This window comes from Bremerella alba (genome assembly GCF_013618625.1).
Classification (GTDB): Bacteria; Planctomycetota; Planctomycetia; order Pirellulales; family Pirellulaceae; genus Bremerella; species Bremerella alba.
This window is the reverse complement of sequence record NZ_JABRWO010000015.1, coordinates 121,106-139,999: the sequence shown is the minus strand read 5'-3', so window position 1 is coordinate 139,999 and position 18,894 is coordinate 121,106. Positions and strand designations below refer to the sequence as shown.

At 53.4% G+C, this 18,894-nt stretch carries 17 protein-coding genes; 5 read left to right on the top strand and 12 right to left on the bottom strand.

Going from position 1 to position 18,894, the window contains the following annotated elements; translation table 11 throughout:
* Positions 1 to 767 precede the first annotated feature (767 nt).
* From HOV93_RS22990 to HOV93_RS22950, 9 genes are all read right to left on the bottom strand, one after another.
* Complete coding sequence (locus HOV93_RS22990; RefSeq protein ID WP_207398895.1) at positions 768 to 1,196, bottom strand: hypothetical protein; 429 nt, start codon at positions 1,194 to 1,196, stop codon at positions 768 to 770.
* Positions 1,197 to 1,292: 96 nt separating this feature from the next.
* Positions 1,293 to 2,309 (bottom strand): DUF1559 domain-containing protein, encoded by a 1,017-nt coding sequence (locus HOV93_RS22985; protein ID WP_207398894.1) that lies wholly within the window; start codon positions 2,307 to 2,309, stop codon positions 1,293 to 1,295.
* A 429-nt stretch (positions 2,310 to 2,738) separates the two neighbouring features.
* On the bottom strand, positions 2,739 to 3,185 hold the full coding sequence (locus HOV93_RS22980) for a hypothetical protein (protein ID WP_207398893.1): 447 nt from the start codon (positions 3,183 to 3,185) through the stop codon (positions 2,739 to 2,741).
* Positions 3,182 to 4,195: a DUF1559 domain-containing protein gene (locus HOV93_RS22975; protein ID WP_207398892.1), complete on the bottom strand. Its 1,014-nt coding sequence runs from the start codon at positions 4,193 to 4,195 to the stop codon at positions 3,182 to 3,184. The genes HOV93_RS22980 and HOV93_RS22975 overlap by 4 nt, the downstream gene beginning before the upstream one ends.
* 249 nt (positions 4,196 to 4,444) lie before the next feature.
* On the bottom strand, positions 4,445 to 6,007 hold the full coding sequence (locus tag HOV93_RS22970) for a glycosyltransferase family 39 protein (RefSeq protein WP_207398891.1): 1,563 nt from the start codon (positions 6,005 to 6,007) through the stop codon (positions 4,445 to 4,447).
* Positions 6,008 to 6,113: 106 nt separating this feature from the next.
* Positions 6,114 to 6,533 carry a hypothetical protein gene (locus tag HOV93_RS22965; protein ID WP_207398890.1) on the bottom strand — a complete coding sequence of 140 codons (420 nt, stop codon included), beginning with the start codon at positions 6,531 to 6,533 and terminating at the stop codon, positions 6,114 to 6,116.
* A gap of 156 nt (positions 6,534 to 6,689) precedes the next feature.
* Positions 6,690 to 7,598 carry an SPFH domain-containing protein gene (locus HOV93_RS22960; RefSeq protein WP_207398889.1) on the bottom strand — a complete coding sequence of 303 codons (909 nt, stop codon included), beginning with the start codon at positions 7,596 to 7,598 and terminating at the stop codon, positions 6,690 to 6,692.
* 57 nt (positions 7,599 to 7,655) lie between these two features.
* Positions 7,656 to 8,657 (bottom strand): SPFH domain-containing protein, encoded by a 1,002-nt coding sequence (locus HOV93_RS22955; protein ID WP_207398888.1) that lies wholly within the window; start codon positions 8,655 to 8,657, stop codon positions 7,656 to 7,658.
* Between the two features lie 452 nt (positions 8,658 to 9,109).
* A complete protein-coding gene (locus HOV93_RS22950) occupies positions 9,110 to 10,144 on the bottom strand; it encodes a hypothetical protein (RefSeq protein ID WP_207398887.1) in 1,035 nt (344 codons plus the stop codon).
* 210 nt (positions 10,145 to 10,354) lie between these two features.
* On the opposite strand from HOV93_RS22950, the gene HOV93_RS22945 reads away from it, so the two are divergent.
* Positions 10,355 to 11,224, top strand: coding sequence for a hypothetical protein (locus HOV93_RS22945; protein ID WP_207398886.1), 870 nt, complete (start codon positions 10,355 to 10,357; stop codon positions 11,222 to 11,224).
* Positions 11,225 to 11,287: 63 nt separating this feature from the next.
* Here HOV93_RS22945 and HOV93_RS22940 read toward each other — a convergent pair whose 3' ends face one another.
* The 3 genes from HOV93_RS22940 to HOV93_RS22930 form a co-directional block, all read right to left on the bottom strand.
* Entirely contained in the window at positions 11,288 to 12,622 is a 1,335-nt protein-coding gene (locus HOV93_RS22940) for a hemolysin family protein (protein WP_207398885.1), read from the bottom strand.
* A gap of 105 nt (positions 12,623 to 12,727) precedes the next feature.
* Entirely contained in the window at positions 12,728 to 13,162 is a 435-nt protein-coding gene (locus tag HOV93_RS22935; protein ID WP_235990827.1) for a carboxypeptidase-like regulatory domain-containing protein, read from the bottom strand.
* Between the two features lie 112 nt (positions 13,163 to 13,274).
* Complete coding sequence (locus HOV93_RS22930; RefSeq protein WP_390814351.1) at positions 13,275 to 14,165, bottom strand: DUF1559 family PulG-like putative transporter; 891 nt, start codon at positions 14,163 to 14,165, stop codon at positions 13,275 to 13,277.
* A gap of 451 nt (positions 14,166 to 14,616) precedes the next feature.
* Between HOV93_RS22930 and HOV93_RS22925 the strand changes: the two genes are divergently transcribed.
* From HOV93_RS22925 to HOV93_RS22910, 4 genes are all read left to right on the top strand, one after another.
* Entirely contained in the window at positions 14,617 to 15,639 is a 1,023-nt protein-coding gene (locus HOV93_RS22925; RefSeq protein WP_235990825.1) for a DUF1559 domain-containing protein, read from the top strand.
* Between the two features lie 110 nt (positions 15,640 to 15,749).
* Positions 15,750 to 16,151 carry a carboxypeptidase-like regulatory domain-containing protein gene (locus tag HOV93_RS22920; RefSeq protein ID WP_207398884.1) on the top strand — a complete coding sequence of 134 codons (402 nt, stop codon included), beginning with the start codon at positions 15,750 to 15,752 and terminating at the stop codon, positions 16,149 to 16,151.
* 228 nt (positions 16,152 to 16,379) lie between these two features.
* The gene (locus HOV93_RS22915; protein ID WP_207398883.1) at positions 16,380 to 17,327 is read left to right on the top strand and encodes an ABC transporter ATP-binding protein; all 948 of its coding nucleotides are present in this window, start codon (positions 16,380 to 16,382) and stop codon (positions 17,325 to 17,327) included.
* Positions 17,328 to 17,329: 2 nt separating this feature from the next.
* Complete coding sequence (locus HOV93_RS22910) at positions 17,330 to 18,370, top strand: ABC transporter permease (protein ID WP_207398882.1); 1,041 nt, start codon at positions 17,330 to 17,332, stop codon at positions 18,368 to 18,370.
* The last annotated feature ends 524 nt before the right edge of the window (positions 18,371 to 18,894 follow it).

Here is an 18,894-nt window from a genome sequence, read left to right as displayed (position 1 = left end):
TCCTGATCAATCTGGCGAGCCATCAACTCTTCCCTGCGGCGCGAGACACGGATTTGGAAAAGCGTTATCATCGCAGAAAGAGATTGGACGCGCTACCGCAGATTACCTAAAGTGCGCGCTGGCCGTGCGCCGTGTTTTGTCCTGAGAAGAACGAGATCGAGTCTTAAACATAGTAGTACCTAAGTATATAAGAGCATAAGAATAGAAAAGCCTATACGACAAGAATTTGCCGTACGAGGTCTCGGTCGGAAAAGAAAATCTGGGGGGCAGTGCCCCAAGACAAGGTGTTACGAGGTAGTGTGCGCTTATTTGCGAATCGGGTCAATAAAAATATTCAAAAATACCTGACCGTCATAAATTGCCTAATAATGGAAGGTGTTTACGTATCAATTCGCAAAAACGTACTTAAATAACGATAGTGCAAAATGGGAAATGCCCGATACGCAAGGTGGCTGTGAGGAACAAGCTTCCAAACTGAGCCATTTTGCCTGGCGGGTAAAACAACGGAGCACTACAAAGTATGAGCAGCAAAATAGCTTGCTAGTGATATCAAAATAAATATTCAACCCATAGATGTGAAATAGCGATAGAACGCACGCAGTCTGACCCGAACCGACCAAGCAAAGTGGCTCAGTGTGCCCGGGTGAACATCCTGACAAGACGCTGCTCTATCTTGGTTATTTCGCCAAGCTATTGCCTGTCGTCCGTTTCTCGGCCAGAACTGCAAAAGGAAATCGATCCGGGCCAACTCGTTTTAAAGTCAAGCCTTAGTCGGTGAGTTCCAGTTGAAACTCGTTGTTTCCGTCTGAAGTGACGTTTACCTTCGCGTCGGACGAACTATCGGAAGCGTATTTTTTAGGGAACGAAAGCTTTGTTTTAGGGGCGGCATACGCAGCGGCGCCTGCATCCGATGCAGGGATCTCTTGGTTGGGAGCTAAGGTCATGGTGTATTCTCCCGGCAGAACACCTCCGCCGGGTGCCGTACTTGTAAAGCTTTCTGCCTTGCCCGTTTCGTCGGTGAATGCGAATGCAGACTTTCCATTGCTATTGAGTAGATTTACGCGAACATCCTGGACCGGTTCGCCTTTGTAGGTGACCGAAACCGTAACGGGACTCGGCCCTTCCGAGTTGCAAGCGAGCGCTGTTACGCCCAATCCAATTGTCAATAAACCAGCAAGCAAGCGATTAGGATTCATGAGTTTCTCGAGGCAAGTGTTTCTGACAGCCTGGTGTCGTTGGCAAGCTGCCGTGGTGGAGATAAGCAGAACTCAGCATTGATCAGGGAAGAGAACCTAATTGGAATTCACTTCGCCACCAGCCATCGTGGCATTGTTTCGATATACGGCGATGTCGATCGTTTCAGCCACAAAGGAAACACTTCCGTCGGCATAGGCAAACTGAAGTCCGCCAGGGTGAGAACTCATGAACGAGTAGTTGTTTGGCCAATCATCGTGGGCACACAACAGATCAGCATTTCGATTACCGGTCTGACATGTCGACTTCTGGGCCAACGGATTGGGAGGAACCGCACAAGTTCCCGTCGTTCCGTTAAACCACCACCACCAAGTGTGATTGCAGTAGGCAGGAATGGATTCACCGATCATGTAGGTGTTGGATGTACCATCCTTTATATCGGCCATGTCCGTTTTGCACGGAGCTGAGCCACCGCGGAAGAAAATACCATTGCCTTGATTTAGCCCATCGCCAGACACTCCCCAAGACGTAACGGCATGCTGGCCGGAGTTCACAATCCAAGTGCCCCATTGCCAGTTGGCACCGCAGACGCCTTTGTAGTTGTTCACGCCCATGGCCGCGTTGCCGTCGATGTTGGCCCGGCTCTTTCTCTTTCCGTCGTCGTGTAGCCCATCGCTAGGGCACAGAAATGCCTCGATACTATGCTGGGCAACCCAGGTATTTGAGCCTTGGGTGGGATCGGTATACCACGTGGACGCGGTGTTTTCGGGATCGTTTCCAACGCCGTAATTGAAATCGATCGCGTCGTACAAGTTTGCTTGTTCAACGAAGGGGAGCGTCTCACGTAGCCAACTGGTTCCTTTGTTGTTCACGTCGTAACCACCGTTGCTGTAGCTGAGCGGGAACTTGCCGAAGGTATCGTGATAGTTATGGCACGCAAGAGCGAGCTGTTTCATATTGTTCGAGCATGACATCCGCCGCGCGGCCTCTCGAGCCTGTTGAACTGCGGGAAGTAAGAGTGCAATCAGCACACCGATGATGGCAATCACCACCAAAAGTTCGACCAATGTGAATGCATGACGGGTAGGCACCCTAGAACGAAACGACACAAACATGAGGAGTCTCCAGGATTAGATAGATATAGAAATACATTGAACTGATGCGGTCAAATACCAATAGATACGGGCACGAAGACGCATCGCCAATGGGGGACGAACGAACGCCAAAAGGAGGACTCGCTCAGTGTTACCAAAATTGCGAATCGGGTCAATGAAAACCTGGATAAAAATCTGACATTAAGAAAATCGCGTAAAGGCCGAGAGTTATCGGGTAAAATCCCTTTTCGGGTGGAGAAGACAGAAGAATGCAGTTCGGGCTATGCCCAATTCGCAATTTTGATGAGATTCGTTGCGATCTGTGGGATTTCACAAAGATTGGGTGATAGATACTCAAGACGAGTATCTCAGTATCAAAGAGATGTTAATAGCATAATGCTAATATGATAGCGCTCATGCCATACTTGTCTCGACTAGGTTGACTGCCGTCTACTTGGGATTCAACGGAATATCGAAGTCGTGCTGAGATGCTTCTTCTGGCACGTCGATTTCATCGCGGTAGACAGGAAACAGCATGTTGCCTTTGGGATGAAAGTCGTTGCGGGCGGAAGACTGCCCGTCGAATCCTTCGACGCGTACGGTATGGGGACCCGGCACGACTCCTTTGGCATGGGCCGAGTTGGTATCGTAGTGGCCATCGACGATGTCGGTGTATCCACCCGGCCCGCTGTTGCCGGCTGCGGTGTCAGGCGTAAAGAAAACTTTGCCGGCCGGAAGTGGCTTTCCATCGTAGAGGACATCGCCGGAGACGCGATATCGCTTGGGACCATCGTCCCGATAACTACAGCCAACGGTGGCGATCAGCGCCACGCATGTCGCCACCATTGGCCACAGTAGCCCCTGCCCACGATTGAAATGATGCCAAGTAAAGATCACGGGGCGTAGCCTCCGATCGGTCCGCCATCGCCACGTCGACCTAGCGAACGGTAAACGGCCAGGTCCATATTTTCGCTGAAGAATCGCACCGAAGCGTCTCCCAAGGTAAACATGCAGCCGCCTGGGTGACGGCTACCATAGGTCGACGTCATCTCGGCCAGTTGATGCGAAGTGGAAATCGGCACAGCGCTATTGATGGGGTTCGCCGAGGCGCACAGCGTGATCGAGGTACCAAAGACCGAGTTGACTAACTGGCCCGAAGCCCAGCTCGTTTCGCGACTCGCAATCCCCGGGTGCGAACCCAAGAGGAAGTGATACATCGATTCGCCCACCATAAACGTGTTGGTCGTTCCATCGGTCACATCGCTGAACCGGGTCGTCGAGTTGTTGTAGAACATGCCGTTGGTGAAAAAATAACGCGTGGGACTACTGGTACCTGCACAAGCAACATGAAGTTCCGCATTGACGGTGCTTGGGTCGCCACCACCTTGGCATGCCAGGTAATTGAGCGTCGGGGCATCTCCGCCTGAGTTTGGATCGGACGGGCACTTGTACATGTCCAGTGGTTCAAACTGGTATTGTTTGTTGGGTGACGAACAGCTGGAACTAAAGGGAGAAAAGATTCGTGTGAAGTCGAACTTATCGTGAAGATTGTTCTGTTCCACAAAGGGAAGAATGAGCACCGTCCACGGGGCGAACGTCTGGTTGCATTCGTTGCCGTTGCCGCCTAGCGGAGTGGTTCCATTCACGCAGGTGACATGGCCACTAATGGCACCTGGAGGAAACTGAAGATGCGTATCGTGATAGTTGTGTATGGCGATACCGATTTGCTTCATCTGGTTGGAACAACTCATGCGGCGAGCAGCCTCACGAGCTTGCTGAACCGCCGGCAATAACAAGGCGATAAGAACACCGATGATGGCAATGACCACTAACAATTCGACAAGCGTAAAGCCTGGCGACCGTTTCACGGGCCTGTTCGGGATCACCTTAAGGGATGATGAGAACATGATCATGAACTCCCTATCAGCGCATGACGGCCAGCAAGGATCGCCAAGGAGGATGAGTGGCTGCCGCGTCATGAAAGGAAAAAAGACGAGAAATAAAAGGTATTTCCTTAGTTTCGTCGTTTCCCCGTATTGGGTCAACAGATTTCGCCCGATCTTAGCAATTTACGAAGATTAAAGGGCCATAGTGTCCAGATAAGACGGGGTAAAGGCGCAATGGCAGAAATGGATGGCCACGCGTTCATAGAGTGACTATCGTTTATCTGACGCCGCTGGACCGTCGGAAGATGCGATTTCAGGTGGTTTCTCACCCATTCCGGTCTTCCTCGGAGGGATGATCACAATACCGATCGTCAGAGGGGGCAGCTGGGGAGCTTTCACATGGTTAATTTCGATAGGCTTCTGGACGATTGCGGTGGGAAAGCGGGCTAACCAGTCTCGGATATGTGGGGGGCTAACCTCTGAATTTTCCCACACGACGACCGCGCCTCGATCGTGAATGTTGGTTTCGTCGATCCAAGGTGCGCAGTGAGGATTGCATTCGGGATACACATCGACCGGCCGATCGGCATAGACCGACGCATTGCCTGCCGGCCACCACGATCCGGCGATCGTGGGAGGTTGACCCACTTGGCCGACCGATTGCCAGCGAAGTTGCACCTCGGCGGCAAGTTGATCGCCGGGGTAATCGACGCGCAAGTATTTCTCACGTATCGCGGTCCCGTAGGTGTTGCGGACGCCAACGGCGATTGCGAAGATAACGCTTAGCGTAGCGCAGGCGACAGCAACTCGGCCGCAGGTAAGTGGATCTTGGCGGCGGCGCTCAAAGCACATCACCAACAACGCAGGCAGAAAGATCCAGATCGGAGCCCCGAGCATGCTGCGAATCATTCCGCCGGTGGCCAGCGATGCGAACACCGCGATCGAGAGCGGCCCTACCACCACAGCCAAAAGGTAGTCGCGTGCCAGGCGGTCTTTCTCGTTGAGGTCGGTTCGCCACTTCCAGAAGAATCCGAGTAGCGCCATCGAACCGATCAGCATACCTGCGATCGATCCAAGCTGTTCTCCGAGGAATCTGGCCGGCATCCACAGGTGATTCCAGGCGTTGGGTTCAGTGTGCGTGCGATCTTGGATGTATTTCAGCGTAATAAAGTCATTTTCGACCATCCACCATATATGCGGCGCGAACAGCAGTAGCGAAACGCCGATCAAGACATAGGGGCCCGGTGTTTTCCACAAACCACGCACTTGAGGGTGAATCGCGGCGAACACGACCAGGCTCAGCACTAACATGCCGTGGTCGTATTTAGAAAGCATGCCTAGCGCAACAAACACGCCGGCGGCTGCCCAGTACGCTAGACGTCCCTTGGTAATTGCCCAGTACAAAAACAACACCGTTAGCGCGGTCATGGCCCGGCGGACCATGTTATTGTTCAGTTCGATCGTGGTGAAGTTATAGAACGCACAGGCTTCCAATAGCGCGGCCGCGGCCAATGCAATCCATGGTTGGTTCCGATCGCGAACGACTTCCCAAACCGCCCACAAGCAGGCCAAGATGCATGCTTGGGCAACGATATACGAAGCCCAGGCAGGGTCGCTAAATACGTTACTCGAACCGGCCGCCAACCAGGCCGGTAACGGAGGATGCTTGTAGTAACCCCACTGCCATTGGTTTCCCCAGTAGATCATTTCGATCGTATCTAACGGGGCGTTGGCTGCGGTCAGAATGGGCATCAGCGACCAGACGACAACGTGCGTCAGCGCAAAGATCCAGAACCATCGCGTCCAAACCGACGACGAAGCTTCCAAGTCCATTAGTAATTCCCATCCTGACGAGTGGCCTGCTATCTAAGTTCGCAGGAAGGATACCAAGAGGATGCTCGTGAGGAAAGATCGATCAGATGGGCCGCCCGGTCTGGTGCTAGGTTTCTGACTTCTTCAACCGCTCTGCTAGCATCGCGATGGCCTCGTTGGCTTCTCCTTGCATCAGCTTGACGCCGGCTCCTACTAGCATCGAGGCGACGGAAATTGGGATGATGAGAAGGAAGAAGGTCAGCCCATAGAGAATGGCCTGCATTAAGTCAGGTGCTAGCTTGATCACCGGCACATCTTGATTGGCTACTTCGGCGGCGGCTTTCTCCTCCGCGATATCTTGGATGCGAGCAATCAGCGGCGGGGCTTCTTGCCCATAGATTAGCTCTAGCGTCGCGTTGGCCACGTAAATACCCAACGCCACACCGAGCACAATGAGCAGCGTGCCGGCCATCAGTTTATAGATGGTGACGGCACTGAGCCCTTCCGAACTTTTTAGGGCATCGTGCCGAAATGGATCGTCTCGCATGGCTTCGCACACCTAATACCAAAACAATGGGCTAACTGATTGCGGCACGAACCCGAAGGCCCGTCTCTACATTTCACAGAGAGCAACGAGCTGGCTTAGTCGATCCAGGTTGAATACCCTGGACCGCCTGTTTCTTAAAGTTTGTTGCCCAACGCGTTAGTTCTCAGCCTGAACGTACTGCGTACCGCTCGATTTGCCGTTGCCGCTATTCAGGTTGAAAAGCACATTAGCTCCGCGCGGGATGATGCTGACCTCGGCCTTCGAGTCTAGCAGTCGCTCGACTTCCATCACCTCGAGCACCGATTCCAGAATCTCCGGGTCGTTCTTGCCGATTTCGTTCAGCATCTTACCCACGATGTCAGGCCGCATCGCACCGGCTTCGGCCATCTTTTGCGAGACTTCCTTGGCCGTTTCACTTTTGATCAAGCCAACGCGGTTTTCGCCGTCCTGCTTCATCGCACTGGTGACCTGAATCAGACGCTTGACGACCTTATCGGTAATGTTGTGCACCATCTGCACGTCGGTGAAGAAGACCTTACGGATATAGACCGAACCGAGACGATAGCCCCACTTCTCGGAAAGGGGCGAAACGGTTGCCCGAACCGTTCGGCTCAAGCTGTGACGGTCTTCCAGCATCTTGTCCATTTCCAGGTTACTCAGCGTGCTGATTGCGCTGGAAGCGACGTTGGCCTGAAGCGAACCTTCGGGGTTCGTATTAATAAACAGGTAAGCAACCGGGTCGTTGACTTCCATCTCGTACCACAGACCGACACCCATGGGTGTGCCTTCTTCGGAGTTGACCATCTGCCCGCGAAGGTAATGTTGACGCAGCGCCGTGCTGACCACGTGCCGTTTGCCAAACAAGGGAACGAGCAGCGCACCCAGGCCGAACTTCGAGATCGGCAGGTGCAAGCCAGGCTCGTCGATGGTGCCGATGACTTTACCAAAGAGCGTGTAAACCTGGGCCTCGCACTCGTGAACGATGACGTACAAACCGAAGCTGGTGGCCAGCTTCAAAAGAATCGGAATGGTTACCAGTCCGACGAATATGCCAAAGAAAAACATGATTGAATCTCGCGTATATGAATGGTGAATTTTGTCCCTGCGTCTCTTGGGAACACGCTATTTTTCTTCGCGGGTTTGAACCACACTGACCGCGCGGGATAGCAGCGGCACCTTCAAGTCGCGGAGGTAGGCATGCAAGGCGGTCGATTCCCCTTCTTGTTTGATCTGCGTCAGCGTACGGGCCAGTTCTCGCAGCGGAGCAACTTCGGCCTGAGCGTTGTTCGAGGCAATGTCGACGGCTCGCTTGCTCATCGTGATCTGCTGTTCGGCATCGGCCTGGGCGGTGCTCAGGTCAGCGGCCACCTGGTTACGTGTGCTGTTAATGGCAGACAACGCGCGGTCGACTTCCGGCGGCGGATCGATGCTGGTAATCAGCGCCGCATCGAGTTCTACCCCATAGCGCCCCGGCGTGCAGCGGCATTGATCTTCCATGTACGAGTTCAACAACGGAAGATTCTTGCGCAGGTCGTTGATTGAAACGCCTTCGGAAAGGTAAACGCTCGTTTGCCCTTCATCCTCGTCGTCGGTCGGCTTGGCTAACAGGCTGGCTCCCTTGGGGTCGCTAAAGGTCGCGATGCGTTCACGAAGCACGCTCACGAAATAGCCCATGATGTGTTCCAGAGGGCTCGAAACTCCGAATAAGAACGCGTAGAGATTGTTCTCGTCGACGCGGTAGCGAATCTGGCCGTTCACGCCGGTTGTCAGGTTATCTTTGGTGACCGCTTCGATCGTTTCCTGTTTCTTCGTGGGGTCCCACACCAGGTCGACGCTGCGGGTAGCGACGCTCACTTTATGCACTTTCTGCCACGGCATCTTAAAGTAAGGGCCGCCTGGGCCGACGACGCGGACCTTGGGATAGGTGTAGCGTTTCTTCTCGTCTTCGCTCAGGTTCGGATCGTCCAGCGGTTCGACGAACTCTTCACTCAATCGCTCGGCCCGACCAAACGTGGTGATCACGGCCCGTTGATCAGGCGGAATGATATAGAACGCCGTCAAAACGACGCGAAAGAAGACGTAAACCATGAGCCCGCATACGAGCCCCATCAATAACCAAGTCATGAAGTATCCCCCTAAGATGTCCGCAGTCTAATGCCCATTGTTTTTCAACTGTAGCACTGCGCAAAAGCCGTGCGACCTGATGGTATCGCGCCGCGTGCAGGTTGCAACGGTTGTCCCCTCTGTAGGGTCGATGGTGGCGACGCGAATCGTGATGGGCGCGAAAAGTTAATGGTTTCGCGGCCAGTTATTCGCTGGCAGATGGGGGATCTTGGGATGAGTTCACGGTTATTCGCTGGATGCTTGGTGGTCCGTCCGAGCTGAATTAGCGAGCGTCTCAGAGCTTTATATCTCAAATGGCCGCAGGCCACACGCGGCTCATGTTCCCGGCAGGAATAAAGATGGGTGCCTAACGTTTAGATCACGTTCTCGCATTAGCCGCTTGTCGGCGATGCCGACCCAGAGATAAAACTCTGGGCCACCCTACGCTCTATTTTTTTAGGTCTGTTTATCTACTAGTTGTTAACGACAACGTTGGCCGAGCCAACTTTGCCAGCGGGGATACCTTGGTTTCGGCTGACGATGATTTCTTTGAGTGACTTCATGCCTTGCAATGCCTGAAGGCCCTCGACTGTGACTGCCGTTTCTCTGAGAGAGAGAACTTCTAGTTTCGTAAGTCGCTTCAGGTCAGGAAGGCCGTTGTCGGTTATGTCGGATCGAAATAGATCTAGCTTGACTAGCGAAGACATTTGAGCGATCGCCGCAACCGAACGATCGTCCACGCTGCAGCCAATCGCGGATAGTTCTTCCAGCGAATCAAGTCGTGCCAGCAATTTCGGAGCTTTCAAGGTGATTTGAGGCATGAAATTTAATGTTAACGTTTGCAACTTGGTAGAGCTGAGCAGTGGTAGCAAGTCTTCGTCCCTTGCCATATTTGCGTGAAGCGTCAAATGTTTTAGCTGTGGCCATGGTTCGAACTGCTTTAGTTGCCCGGGAGAAGCAAGGCTTCCGAACAACTCCAGAGATTCGATTATTGGGTGCGTACGCAGTCGGTTGAAAGCTTGCGGTGAAACCTGGTCAGCATCGAGAGTCAATTCTTTTAGCTGAGATACCATTAGTAGTGAATCGATACTCTTGTCCGTCACGGAGGATGAATTCAGGAGAACGACCTCTAAATTTTGTAAGCGAGATAAGTTGGCGATCAGCTCGTCGTCGACTTGATCGTTGGTAAGCCAAACGTATTGAACGCTGGCAAAGAGATTCTCGCCTAGGATGTTTCGAATCCACTTCGGACCTGGGGCTGGGTTCTTGGAGCTCTTATAAAACCCACCATCCTGCGAAGCTTCCTTCTGATGTGGGTAAATCACCGTCCCTTCGGCCGCAAGAATCATGTCCACCACTTCATCTTCAATACGCATTCGAGCGTGTTTTTGGCCGAGCCAGGCAAGCGGTACACTCAGCAATACGATTAATACCATGAACGACCGCAGGCTGAAGCGTAGCCAGCGACCGCGATGGGGTTTCGTCGGACTCTCATTCGTGGGGTTCATGCTTCAGATCGTACCGAATCTAACGGTCGTCCGCGAATAAATTGCGGCTTGCTTACCTCTTGCGCTTTCTAGGTGACCTAACCTTTTCCAGCCGTTTGTTGAAAGCTTTGCTGGGAATGTCTTGCGAATACGTGCCGGACCTGTTCCGCGGCCGGCAAGCGGAAGACACCTCAGACGAACACCATGTAAGCATCTTAGGAAGATTAAGCGATGCTCGATATCGAAAGCCAAATGCTGGATGCCTTGGATATCCTCTATGGCTGCCTGGAAGATCCGGTTGAAGGGCTCGACGACGAGGTTCGTATTATCTGTTTGAACGAGGTAGACGACCTGGGGCAGCGGACGTACCAGCACATTCTGGTGCCGGAACCTGTGCTGCGGGACGATTTGGTGATACGGAATGTATTCGATCGCGAGATGTTTCCCTTGCCGATTGCGATTGCGGCCGAACGCTACTTGGAGCTTTACGACAACGCTCCTCTTCCGTCGCATGACCGGCCGATCATCGACATGGTACCCACCCAGTCTAATATTCCGCTGACTCGTGTTCGGAACGTTCAGTGGGAGACGTTCACCTACGAAGCGAGTGTTACCGGTCGTTTTCTGACGTGGACCCACATGTTGATCAATGCCGATCTAGTCTACGCTTCGTTGGCCGATCGCGTTTCGGCTGCTCAGATGCAGTCTTGCTACGAACAAGACACCTCTTCCTTGCAATACCAGCTGGTTTCCCGTTGGAACTTGGCCGACAGCATTCCGCAGTACAATCTGGAAGTGGGACTCTCGGAAAGTGTATTTTTAGCGCTGCATCCGAATCACGCAGCAACCGACTTTTTAATTCACTTTCAGTTCATGCTCACGAAGTGGATCGAGAACAACACGCAACGGAAGCATTTGAGTCTGAAGGAGGCGGTGCTCAGCTATTGCACCGATATTCCGGAAGACGTCTATGCAGAACTAATGCCGCCGCTCTCGCAGATTGTCATCATCGATAAGAAGCATCGATCGCTTTATCACTTTGGCTGCGATGTAAATTCGGTTCAACGGATGATGCGACTGCGGCAGCCTGAGTTCGCGTGACGAACGATCGATAAATTACAATGGCCTCACGCGTTTTGCTAGTTCGCCGACGCAAGTGTCAGTTCAGTTTTCTTCAGGAAGCGAATAGATAAACGCTTCACGGACGAGCGCCCCTTTTGTCTTACGAACCACCACCCGCCGGTTTTCGTCCTGAAAGGTCATACCATGGGTCGGTGGATCGGTGAGATGTTCTAAAATCCAGTCGTTCACATTCAGCACCGGCTTTTCGCTGACAGGCTTGAGCGTTAGCCCAGAAACATGTTGCAGGTGATGTAGCGAGGCGAATCCACCGGCAATCCAACCATCGCCACTGCGACGAACGTAAGTCGGCAGGCGATCGAACTCGTCGTGGATTTCGCCGATGATCTCTTCGACGATATCTTCCAGCGTCACGATCCCGACGACACGATCGTCCTCGCGAACTAAGGCGATATGCTGACGTTCGCGCATCAGCCGCTCGAGACATTCAGAAACCGAAGCTTTCGCCGTGAACGAAATGATTGGTCGGGTCAACGTACTCACCTTTTGGTTCGCGTTGCCGTTGGTTTCTTCGGCCACGATATCTTTCAAATTGACGTATCCCGTAATTTGCTGCGGACTGCCTGGTTGCAGCGTGACCGGATACCGCGTGTGCATCGTTTGATAGGCCAGCTGCAATGCATTCTCCATGGTTTCGTCTGCAGGAAGCATGCCTACGTATTCGGTTGGTAGCATAATATCGGATAGCGGTGTGGCTGAAAGCCTGGACGCGCTGACGATGATCCCTTCTTCGCGGCGACCGATCAACTTACTGATGCGCGCGAGTGACGCCGCACCGCGTAGTTCGCGAATGGCCGCTTCCGAGACATTTCCTTCACTGCTTTGACCTTTGCCGAAAAGCGAGACAATGCCGGTGACGGACCTTTCAAAGAACCAGACGGCTGGCCAAACCGCGTAAGAAAACCATTCCATCGGCGGCGAGAGTTTTAAGCAGATCCATTCTTTGTTCTTCAGCGCGAAGACCTTGGGAACCAATTCGCCAAACAAGATGGTAATCATGGTCAACGGCGCGACGACCAAGGTAATGGCCAGCAGCGCGGCAATGGTTCCGGAGAAGCCGGCCTCGATCAGCATGGGCTCGACCTTCTCGGCCGCCCCTGCTCCGCCGGTGGCCGCGGCTACGGCGGCCACCAACGTGATACCCAGCTGCACAACGGCCAGGCTGGCCTCCATGTTTTCCTTCATGCGCAAAGCGGCCGCCGCCCCGTGCCGCTTCTCATCGACTAACGCGTGCAGTCTTCCTAGTCCGATCGACGCGAGAGCAATCTCATACGCCGCAAAGACACTGTTGAACGCGATCATCAACGCGATTATCAGCAGTTCGAACGTTCCCATTGGTTTCAACTTAACGCTTAGCATCCGTCATTTCGCCGAAGTGATCACTTCGATCTCTACAACTTCACTTTCGCATTGTTCTTGGGCAGAGAAAACCGTGGGGAACGAAAAAGGGAAGGCGGGACTGCTTTATTTGGAATTAAGATCGAAGTTAAACTCATTCGGCTCGGCCTTCACGTCCGCAGTTAATTCCGACTTTTCGTGGTACTTCTTGGGCAAGGTTTCCCGTTTGGCACTTCCCGGATTGGCATCGTCGCCCGGCTGCGCCGTTGTAATAAAGACCTTGTTAGCTCCTACCACAGCCCCTTTGGTGTCGTTGAGAAGAATCAACTCGTAGTGTCCCTGGGCATCGGTTTTGCCCGAGGCCATTCTTCCCAGCTCAACCGACTGAAATGAAACGGTTGCATCCGAGAGGGGATTTCCGTCGAGGGTCACGGTGCCGGACACTTCGCCCAAGTCGGGTTGATCACTGGGTTTCGCTGAAGAGCAGCCGCTGCACCAAACAGCGCCCATTAAAATGAACCAAAATCCAAGACGATTATGATAGACCAATGGCCGTTGCATGTCGTTCGTTCCTTCTCTATGGACGTACGGTGGGTTATGGAAAATTCGAGTTGCCGGAGGCCCTCACGTATTTGGGCATCCGGCTAGGATAGAAACTGAGCCAGCGGGTGATTTAGAAGTCGCCGATTGGATTGTTGTCATCGACGCAGATTAGGTACTCGTAGAGACTATCGATGTTGCTGGTGTTATTGGCAGGCGAGGCCGTGCGAATGAATTCAATGTTTTCAGACAGGAAGCGAACGCTACCATCAAACATGAGAACCATCGCCCCACCTGGGTGCAGGCTGCTAAGCGTTTCCCCTTTCTGATCGGTTGAGCCGGTGCTGTCGTTGATGGGCCAACGACCCGAGATAGCGACTTCGTCGATACAGTTGCCACCCAAACTTTGTTGACAGCCTGCCCACGACTTCAAGCTCATCGTTTGTCCGTTGAGCTTTGAGCAGCTTTCTCCAACGGCTAGCGTATTGCTCAGGCCATCAACAACGTCACGGAAATTACGCCCACTATGACGGTAAAATCCAGCGTCGCCACCGTTGAGGTTGCCTGAGCGCGAGTGATTATAGACGGCGTAGTTCATTCCGCCCCCCTTGAGGAAACGCTGGGCCGCGTCGCCAACTGGCTTACCAGTATCGGAAGGACAACGATAGGCGTCGACCGGAACCAACATCGTATCGGTTAGCTCGTTCTCTAGCAGGTTTCCTTGGGTGATGCCTGCTTGTTCATGCAACGCTCCTTGCTCGATGAACGGCAGAATAAACGCGGCCCAGCCCCAACCTTCGACTTCGTCCGCTCCGTTACCATTGTCGTCCGCATCACCAACCGGCGATATCACCATGGGCGGAAGGGTCTGGAACGTGTCGTGATAGTTATGCAGACCTAGTCCAATCTGTTTGAGATTGTTACTGCACTGCATCCGGCGGGCCGCTTCACGGGCCTGTTGTACCGCTGGCAGTAATAAGGCGATCAAAACACCAATGATCGCAATCACCACGAGTAATTCCACGAGCGTAAAGCAGCCTTGGTGGATCGAGAAGTTGACATGCTTTGTGTCCTCGAAAGAGAAGAGAAAGTAAGAAAGAGGCGTTCAATACACCCCAAGATAGGCAGGGACTGCGAAGCAGTCAGCAAACTTATAAAAACTGAGAGAATTTCTGTTAGGTGTGCATAATGCACCAATAAATGTCGTTTAAGGACGATAATCTTAAAAACCCACTAAACAGCTAAGCGTCTTATGGTGCACAAAAAATGTCCGATTTTACATATTAATTAGCTAGGCTATCTAATACACTGAATCTTCTGGCGAACAATCCTGTGTCAGAAGCCTGGTGATTGGGGGCACAATCAAGCCGAATGCTTCACTTTTCCATCTGTCTCAGCTCACGAAAAACTGCTCACTCGATGTGAGAGCACTTCCTTATCCAATCACGTTCTTTTCCACACTTTTCAGGAGTCATATGATGTCGTTCCGTAAGGATCATCGGCGTGGGTTTACCCTCGTCGAGTTGCTGGTTGTCATTGCCATCATTGGTGTGCTGATCGCCTTGCTATTGCCGGCGGTGCAACAGGCCCGCGAAGCTGCTCGTCGAATGCAATGCAGCAACAATTTGAAACAGTTTGGTATCGCGCTGCACAACTACCACGATACCTACGGAAACTTTCCGCCCGGTTATTTGCTGCAAGACCTAAGCGGCAGCACCCTCGACTACAACGGCGCCGGATCGTCGTGGGGTTGGGGCGCTCAGATTCTTCCTTTCATTGAACAGAACGCTCTTGCTGACTCTCTAAGCGTGGGATCCCAGTCCCTGACCGATGCGCTCGACACGCCCGCCCTGGTCACATTGATGCAGCAGCCGGTCCAGGCATTCCAATGCCCCTCCGATACCGCACCCAACCCGAACACGGGGCATAAATTGAAGAAGTCGTCAGGGGACGAATCGGTTGCGACAAGCAATTACATTGGTAACAACACGAGCCACAAATGGCACTCAGGCGGACGGCTTACCGGGTACAGCAACGGTGAAGCAGGCGGTTGGACAGCTCCTGGTGTAAACCAGGCTCCGACTGGGATCTTTTGGCGAAACTCGCGAATGGGAATGCGTGACATCACCGATGGGACATCGAATACGATCGCCATCGGAGAACGCAGCTGGCGTTTGAACAATCCGGCTGGCGGAGAATTTGTCTGCGATGCCGGCGTCGCCATCGGAACGGCACACAACAACGAACAATTGACGATTCGCCATGTGCTCGGAGGTGGTGCGGTCCGCATCAATTTCGCAAACAACGAATGCAAATACGGTTTCTCCAGCCGTCACCCTGGTGGTGCGATGTTTGGGCTGTGCGATGGTTCGGTCCGGTTCCTTCCCGAAACGATCGACCATACACCCACCGCATCTGGTTCCGGCGGAGCGTTCAACAACAGTACGTTCGAGAAGTTGCTGGCGCGTAACGACGGTCAGCCGATCGGGTCTTACTAACACACCATCGTGGTCTCATTCGCAGCAGATCTTCGACTCACGATCGCCCAGGAGGCACTGTCCTCCTGGCGGCGTGGTCTTAGACTTTAACACCCCTTAAGGAAACGGAAATGAAGTGCGCACTAGGTCTGTCCCTGCTTGCCGCTATTGCCATGGTGCTCGGCTGTGGAGGCGGTCACAACGGCCCCCCTGTGGGAAGCGTCTCAGGGACGGTCACGATCCAGGGAAAACCGGCTCCTGACGTGGTCGTTGAATTCACTCCGGCCGAAGGAGGCCGCGGTTCCAGCGGTACCACAGACGGTAGCGGTAACTACGAGTTGATTTACAGTTCAACTCAAATGGGAGCCCAAGTCGGTAAACACGAAGTCAAGGTTAGCGGAAATCAAGCTCTCGACGATAGCAACACGAACCTGATGAAACCGAAAACTTCGGTGCCCAAGGAAGTTAGCGAGATGACTCGCGAGGTCGACGTTACCTCCGGCAGCAACACCATCGATCTCGAATACCCGTAATTCCTTCTTCAGCGACCTGAACCTAAACTAGGGCGACCAGCACAATGATTTGTTGCTGGTCGCCTTTTTTTATCGATTGCTCGCAAGTTAAGAATGAACCTTTTGTGCGATCGGGTGTCTTAAAGGGCTTGGGAACCAGGCCCTGCTATTCTGCGAGTTTGTTCCCGTTTAGAACGATACGGTGGCAAAAACGTTCTACTCGTATTCTCACTCCATCAAGGTCGGTTGATGCCTCCTACGATACGTTGCCAGGACCTCGTTAAGACCTATCCTGGCAAGCCGCCGGTGGAAGCCGTGCGAGGACTCGATCTTGAAGTTCATCCGGGCGAATGTTTCGGGCTGTTGGGGCCCAATGGGGCTGGTAAGACGACCACCATCGAGATTCTCGAGGGACTATTATCCCCGACCAGTGGCGAAGTCGAAGTACTTGGCAAACACTGGGGTGGAAGCGGAGAAGAAGAGATTCGTCAGCGGATAGGTATCTCGCTGCAAGAGACACGCCTGAGCGACAAGTTGACCGTTCACGAAACGATCGTTCTCTTTCGCAGTTTCTACAACCAAGGCATCTCGCCGGACGAAGCTTTAGGGCTTGTCTCGTTGAATGAAAAATCGAGTGCCCGGATCAATAATCTTTCGGGCGGCCAGAAACAGCGACTCGCGGTGGCGTGTGCTTTGGTGGGTGACCCGCTGTTGGTCTTTCTCGACGAACCGACGACCGGGCTCGATCCGCAATCGCGCCGGCAGCTTTGGGACGTCGTTCGTAATCTGCGAGATGGTGGCCGCACGATTATGCTTACCACGCACTACATGGACGAAGCCGAACGTCTGTGCGATCGCGTGGCGGTGGTCGACCACGGAAAGGTTATTGCATTGGGTTCGCCGCGCGATCTGATTACTCGTCTCGGCGGCGATCAGGTCATCGAATTCCGTCTGAAAGAAGACAGCCGAGAGCTTACGCACGAATCGTTCGGGCCGCTTCCTGGCGTGCAATCGACCTTTTTCGACGCCGGAACAATTGTACTGCATGTCGAGGAACTGCACGCCGCGCTGCCGGCGGTAATGGATAAGCTGCGAGCCGACCAAGCGGAACTGGCCCAACTGACAACACGTCAGGCCAGCCTGGAAGATGTTTTCGTCACGCTCACCGGTCGTCACTTGCGGGATGGAGGAGAATAGTCATGGCCTGGTCGATCCGTCCACTGACGCATTTGGTTGTTGCCCGCCTGAAAGAGTTTTACCGCGAGCCGGAAGCCGTTTTCTGGGTGTATGGATTTCCTATTTTGATGACGGTCGCGCTGGGTGTGGCCTTTCGCGAACAGCCTGAGCAGACATTTCGAGTGGAAGTGATCGGTCCGCAAGCTGAAGTAGCGCGCACGGCACTTGAAGCGGACAAGCGTTTCGTTTTGGGGGACAACGAAGAAGCGGCCGCGAAAGAACGTCTTCGGACAGGGCGAACCGATCTGGTGGTTACGGCCAGCGGCACGAAGCAGTTCGACTACTTGTTGGTCCCCACGCGGCCGGAAAGCCAACTGGCGCGAAACGAAGTCGACCTGGTCCTACAAACGGCTTCCGGTCGAATCGACGCGGCAGAGGTTAGCTCGACTGAGCTTGATGCCCCTGGCGGACGTTACATCGACTTCCTGGTGCCAGGTTTGCTTGGCATGGGGTTGATGGGTGGCGGTTTGTGGGGGCTTGGCTTTGTCGTGGTCGACATGCGGCTAAGGAAACTGCTGAAGCGGTTCTTAGCCACCCCCATGCGAAAGACCGACTTCCTGGCCTCGTTAATGATTAGCCGTTTGATTTTTATGGTTCCGGAGGTTCTGCTGCTGTTGGTATTTGCCTGGCTGGTATTTGGTGTGCAGATCGCCGGCAACCCTCTCACCGTGGTGTTCTTTATTCTGCTGGGCGCGGTCAGCTTTGCCGGACTGGGGCTGCTGATTGCTTGTCGTGCTAAAACCCTTGAGACGGTATCTGGACTGATGAATTTGGTCATGCTGCCGATGTGGGTGTTATCTGGCATCTTCTTCAGCCGCGAGCGTTTCCCCGAGTTCCTGCAGCCGGCCATCCGACTGTTGCCGCTGACGGCTCTGAACGATGCCCTGCGAGGGGTAATGCTCGAAGGGACGAGCCTGTTTTCGTTAGCACACGAAACGATTGTCTTGGTTCTTTGGGGAGTCGTTTCGTTCGTGGTTGCCTTGAAGTATTTCCGCTGGCATTGATGAGACTCAGCAAGCCACAGGATGACGTTTCGATGCGGCCTGCAGACGGCGATTTCCCTTACTTAGCTCAGCGGTTGGTTAAGGGAGGTGCCTGCGATCGAGACGTGATTTCCAGGGCTATTGGCTTCCTGCTCTTGGTCTGCGTACCGGTACCCATCGCTGGTAAACATGACGCAAGAGTGAAATTTTGACAGATTCAAGCAAACAATACCTTTTCCCATTGACTACGATTCTCGAGGATCGCTACATTCAAACTTGAATCTAAGCATGGCTGTCAGTCTGCCTGCAATGATCGACCTGTTGGATGTGTTTTCTGAGAGACGTAATGGCGGATAGGGCTTTCTTGCCTGAGTTCGTCCGCTTGTTCGGATGCCTGTTGGCATCGCTCGAACCACCTACTAGTTGACGATTTTGGCGACAGAAAGACGCGGTGGGCCCGACGCCACTGCATAGATGATGTGAAAGGCGCACCGAGCCCATGGGCGAGCGTGCGACGCCCGATCGAGCGAATCGGTCATTTCCGA

Excerpts from the sequence above, each read along its gene's own strand:
- HOV93_RS22960 (WP_207398889.1), bottom strand. The coding sequence starts at position 7,598 with ATGTTTTTCTTTGGCATATTCGTCGGACTGGTAACCATTCCGATTCTT.
- HOV93_RS22965 (WP_207398890.1), bottom strand. The coding sequence starts at position 6,533 with ATGCGAGACGATCCATTTCGGCACGATGCCCTAAAAAGTTCGGAAGGG.
- HOV93_RS22985 (WP_207398894.1), bottom strand. The coding sequence starts at position 2,309 with ATGTTTGTGTCGTTTCGTTCTAGGGTGCCTACCCGTCATGCATTCACA.
- HOV93_RS22910 (WP_207398882.1), top strand. The coding sequence starts at position 17,330 with ATGGCCTGGTCGATCCGTCCACTGACGCATTTGGTTGTTGCCCGCCTG.
- HOV93_RS22990 (WP_207398895.1), bottom strand. The coding sequence starts at position 1,196 with ATGAATCCTAATCGCTTGCTTGCTGGTTTATTGACAATTGGATTGGGC.
- HOV93_RS22920 (WP_207398884.1), top strand. The coding sequence starts at position 15,750 with ATGAAGTGCGCACTAGGTCTGTCCCTGCTTGCCGCTATTGCCATGGTG.
- HOV93_RS22975 (WP_207398892.1), bottom strand. The coding sequence starts at position 4,195 with ATGTTCTCATCATCCCTTAAGGTGATCCCGAACAGGCCCGTGAAACGG.
- HOV93_RS22950 (WP_207398887.1), bottom strand. The coding sequence starts at position 10,144 with ATGAACCCCACGAATGAGAGTCCGACGAAACCCCATCGCGGTCGCTGG.
- HOV93_RS22935 (WP_235990827.1), bottom strand. The coding sequence starts at position 13,162 with ATGCAACGGCCATTGGTCTATCATAATCGTCTTGGATTTTGGTTCATT.
- HOV93_RS22970 (WP_207398891.1), bottom strand. The coding sequence starts at position 6,007 with ATGGACTTGGAAGCTTCGTCGTCGGTTTGGACGCGATGGTTCTGGATC.
- HOV93_RS22955 (WP_207398888.1), bottom strand. The coding sequence starts at position 8,657 with ATGACTTGGTTATTGATGGGGCTCGTATGCGGGCTCATGGTTTACGTC.
- HOV93_RS22915 (WP_207398883.1), top strand. The coding sequence starts at position 16,380 with ATGCCTCCTACGATACGTTGCCAGGACCTCGTTAAGACCTATCCTGGC.
- HOV93_RS22945 (WP_207398886.1), top strand. The coding sequence starts at position 10,355 with ATGCTCGATATCGAAAGCCAAATGCTGGATGCCTTGGATATCCTCTAT.
- HOV93_RS22925 (WP_235990825.1), top strand. The coding sequence starts at position 14,617 with ATGATGTCGTTCCGTAAGGATCATCGGCGTGGGTTTACCCTCGTCGAG.
- HOV93_RS22940 (WP_207398885.1), bottom strand. The coding sequence starts at position 12,622 with ATGCTAAGCGTTAAGTTGAAACCAATGGGAACGTTCGAACTGCTGATA.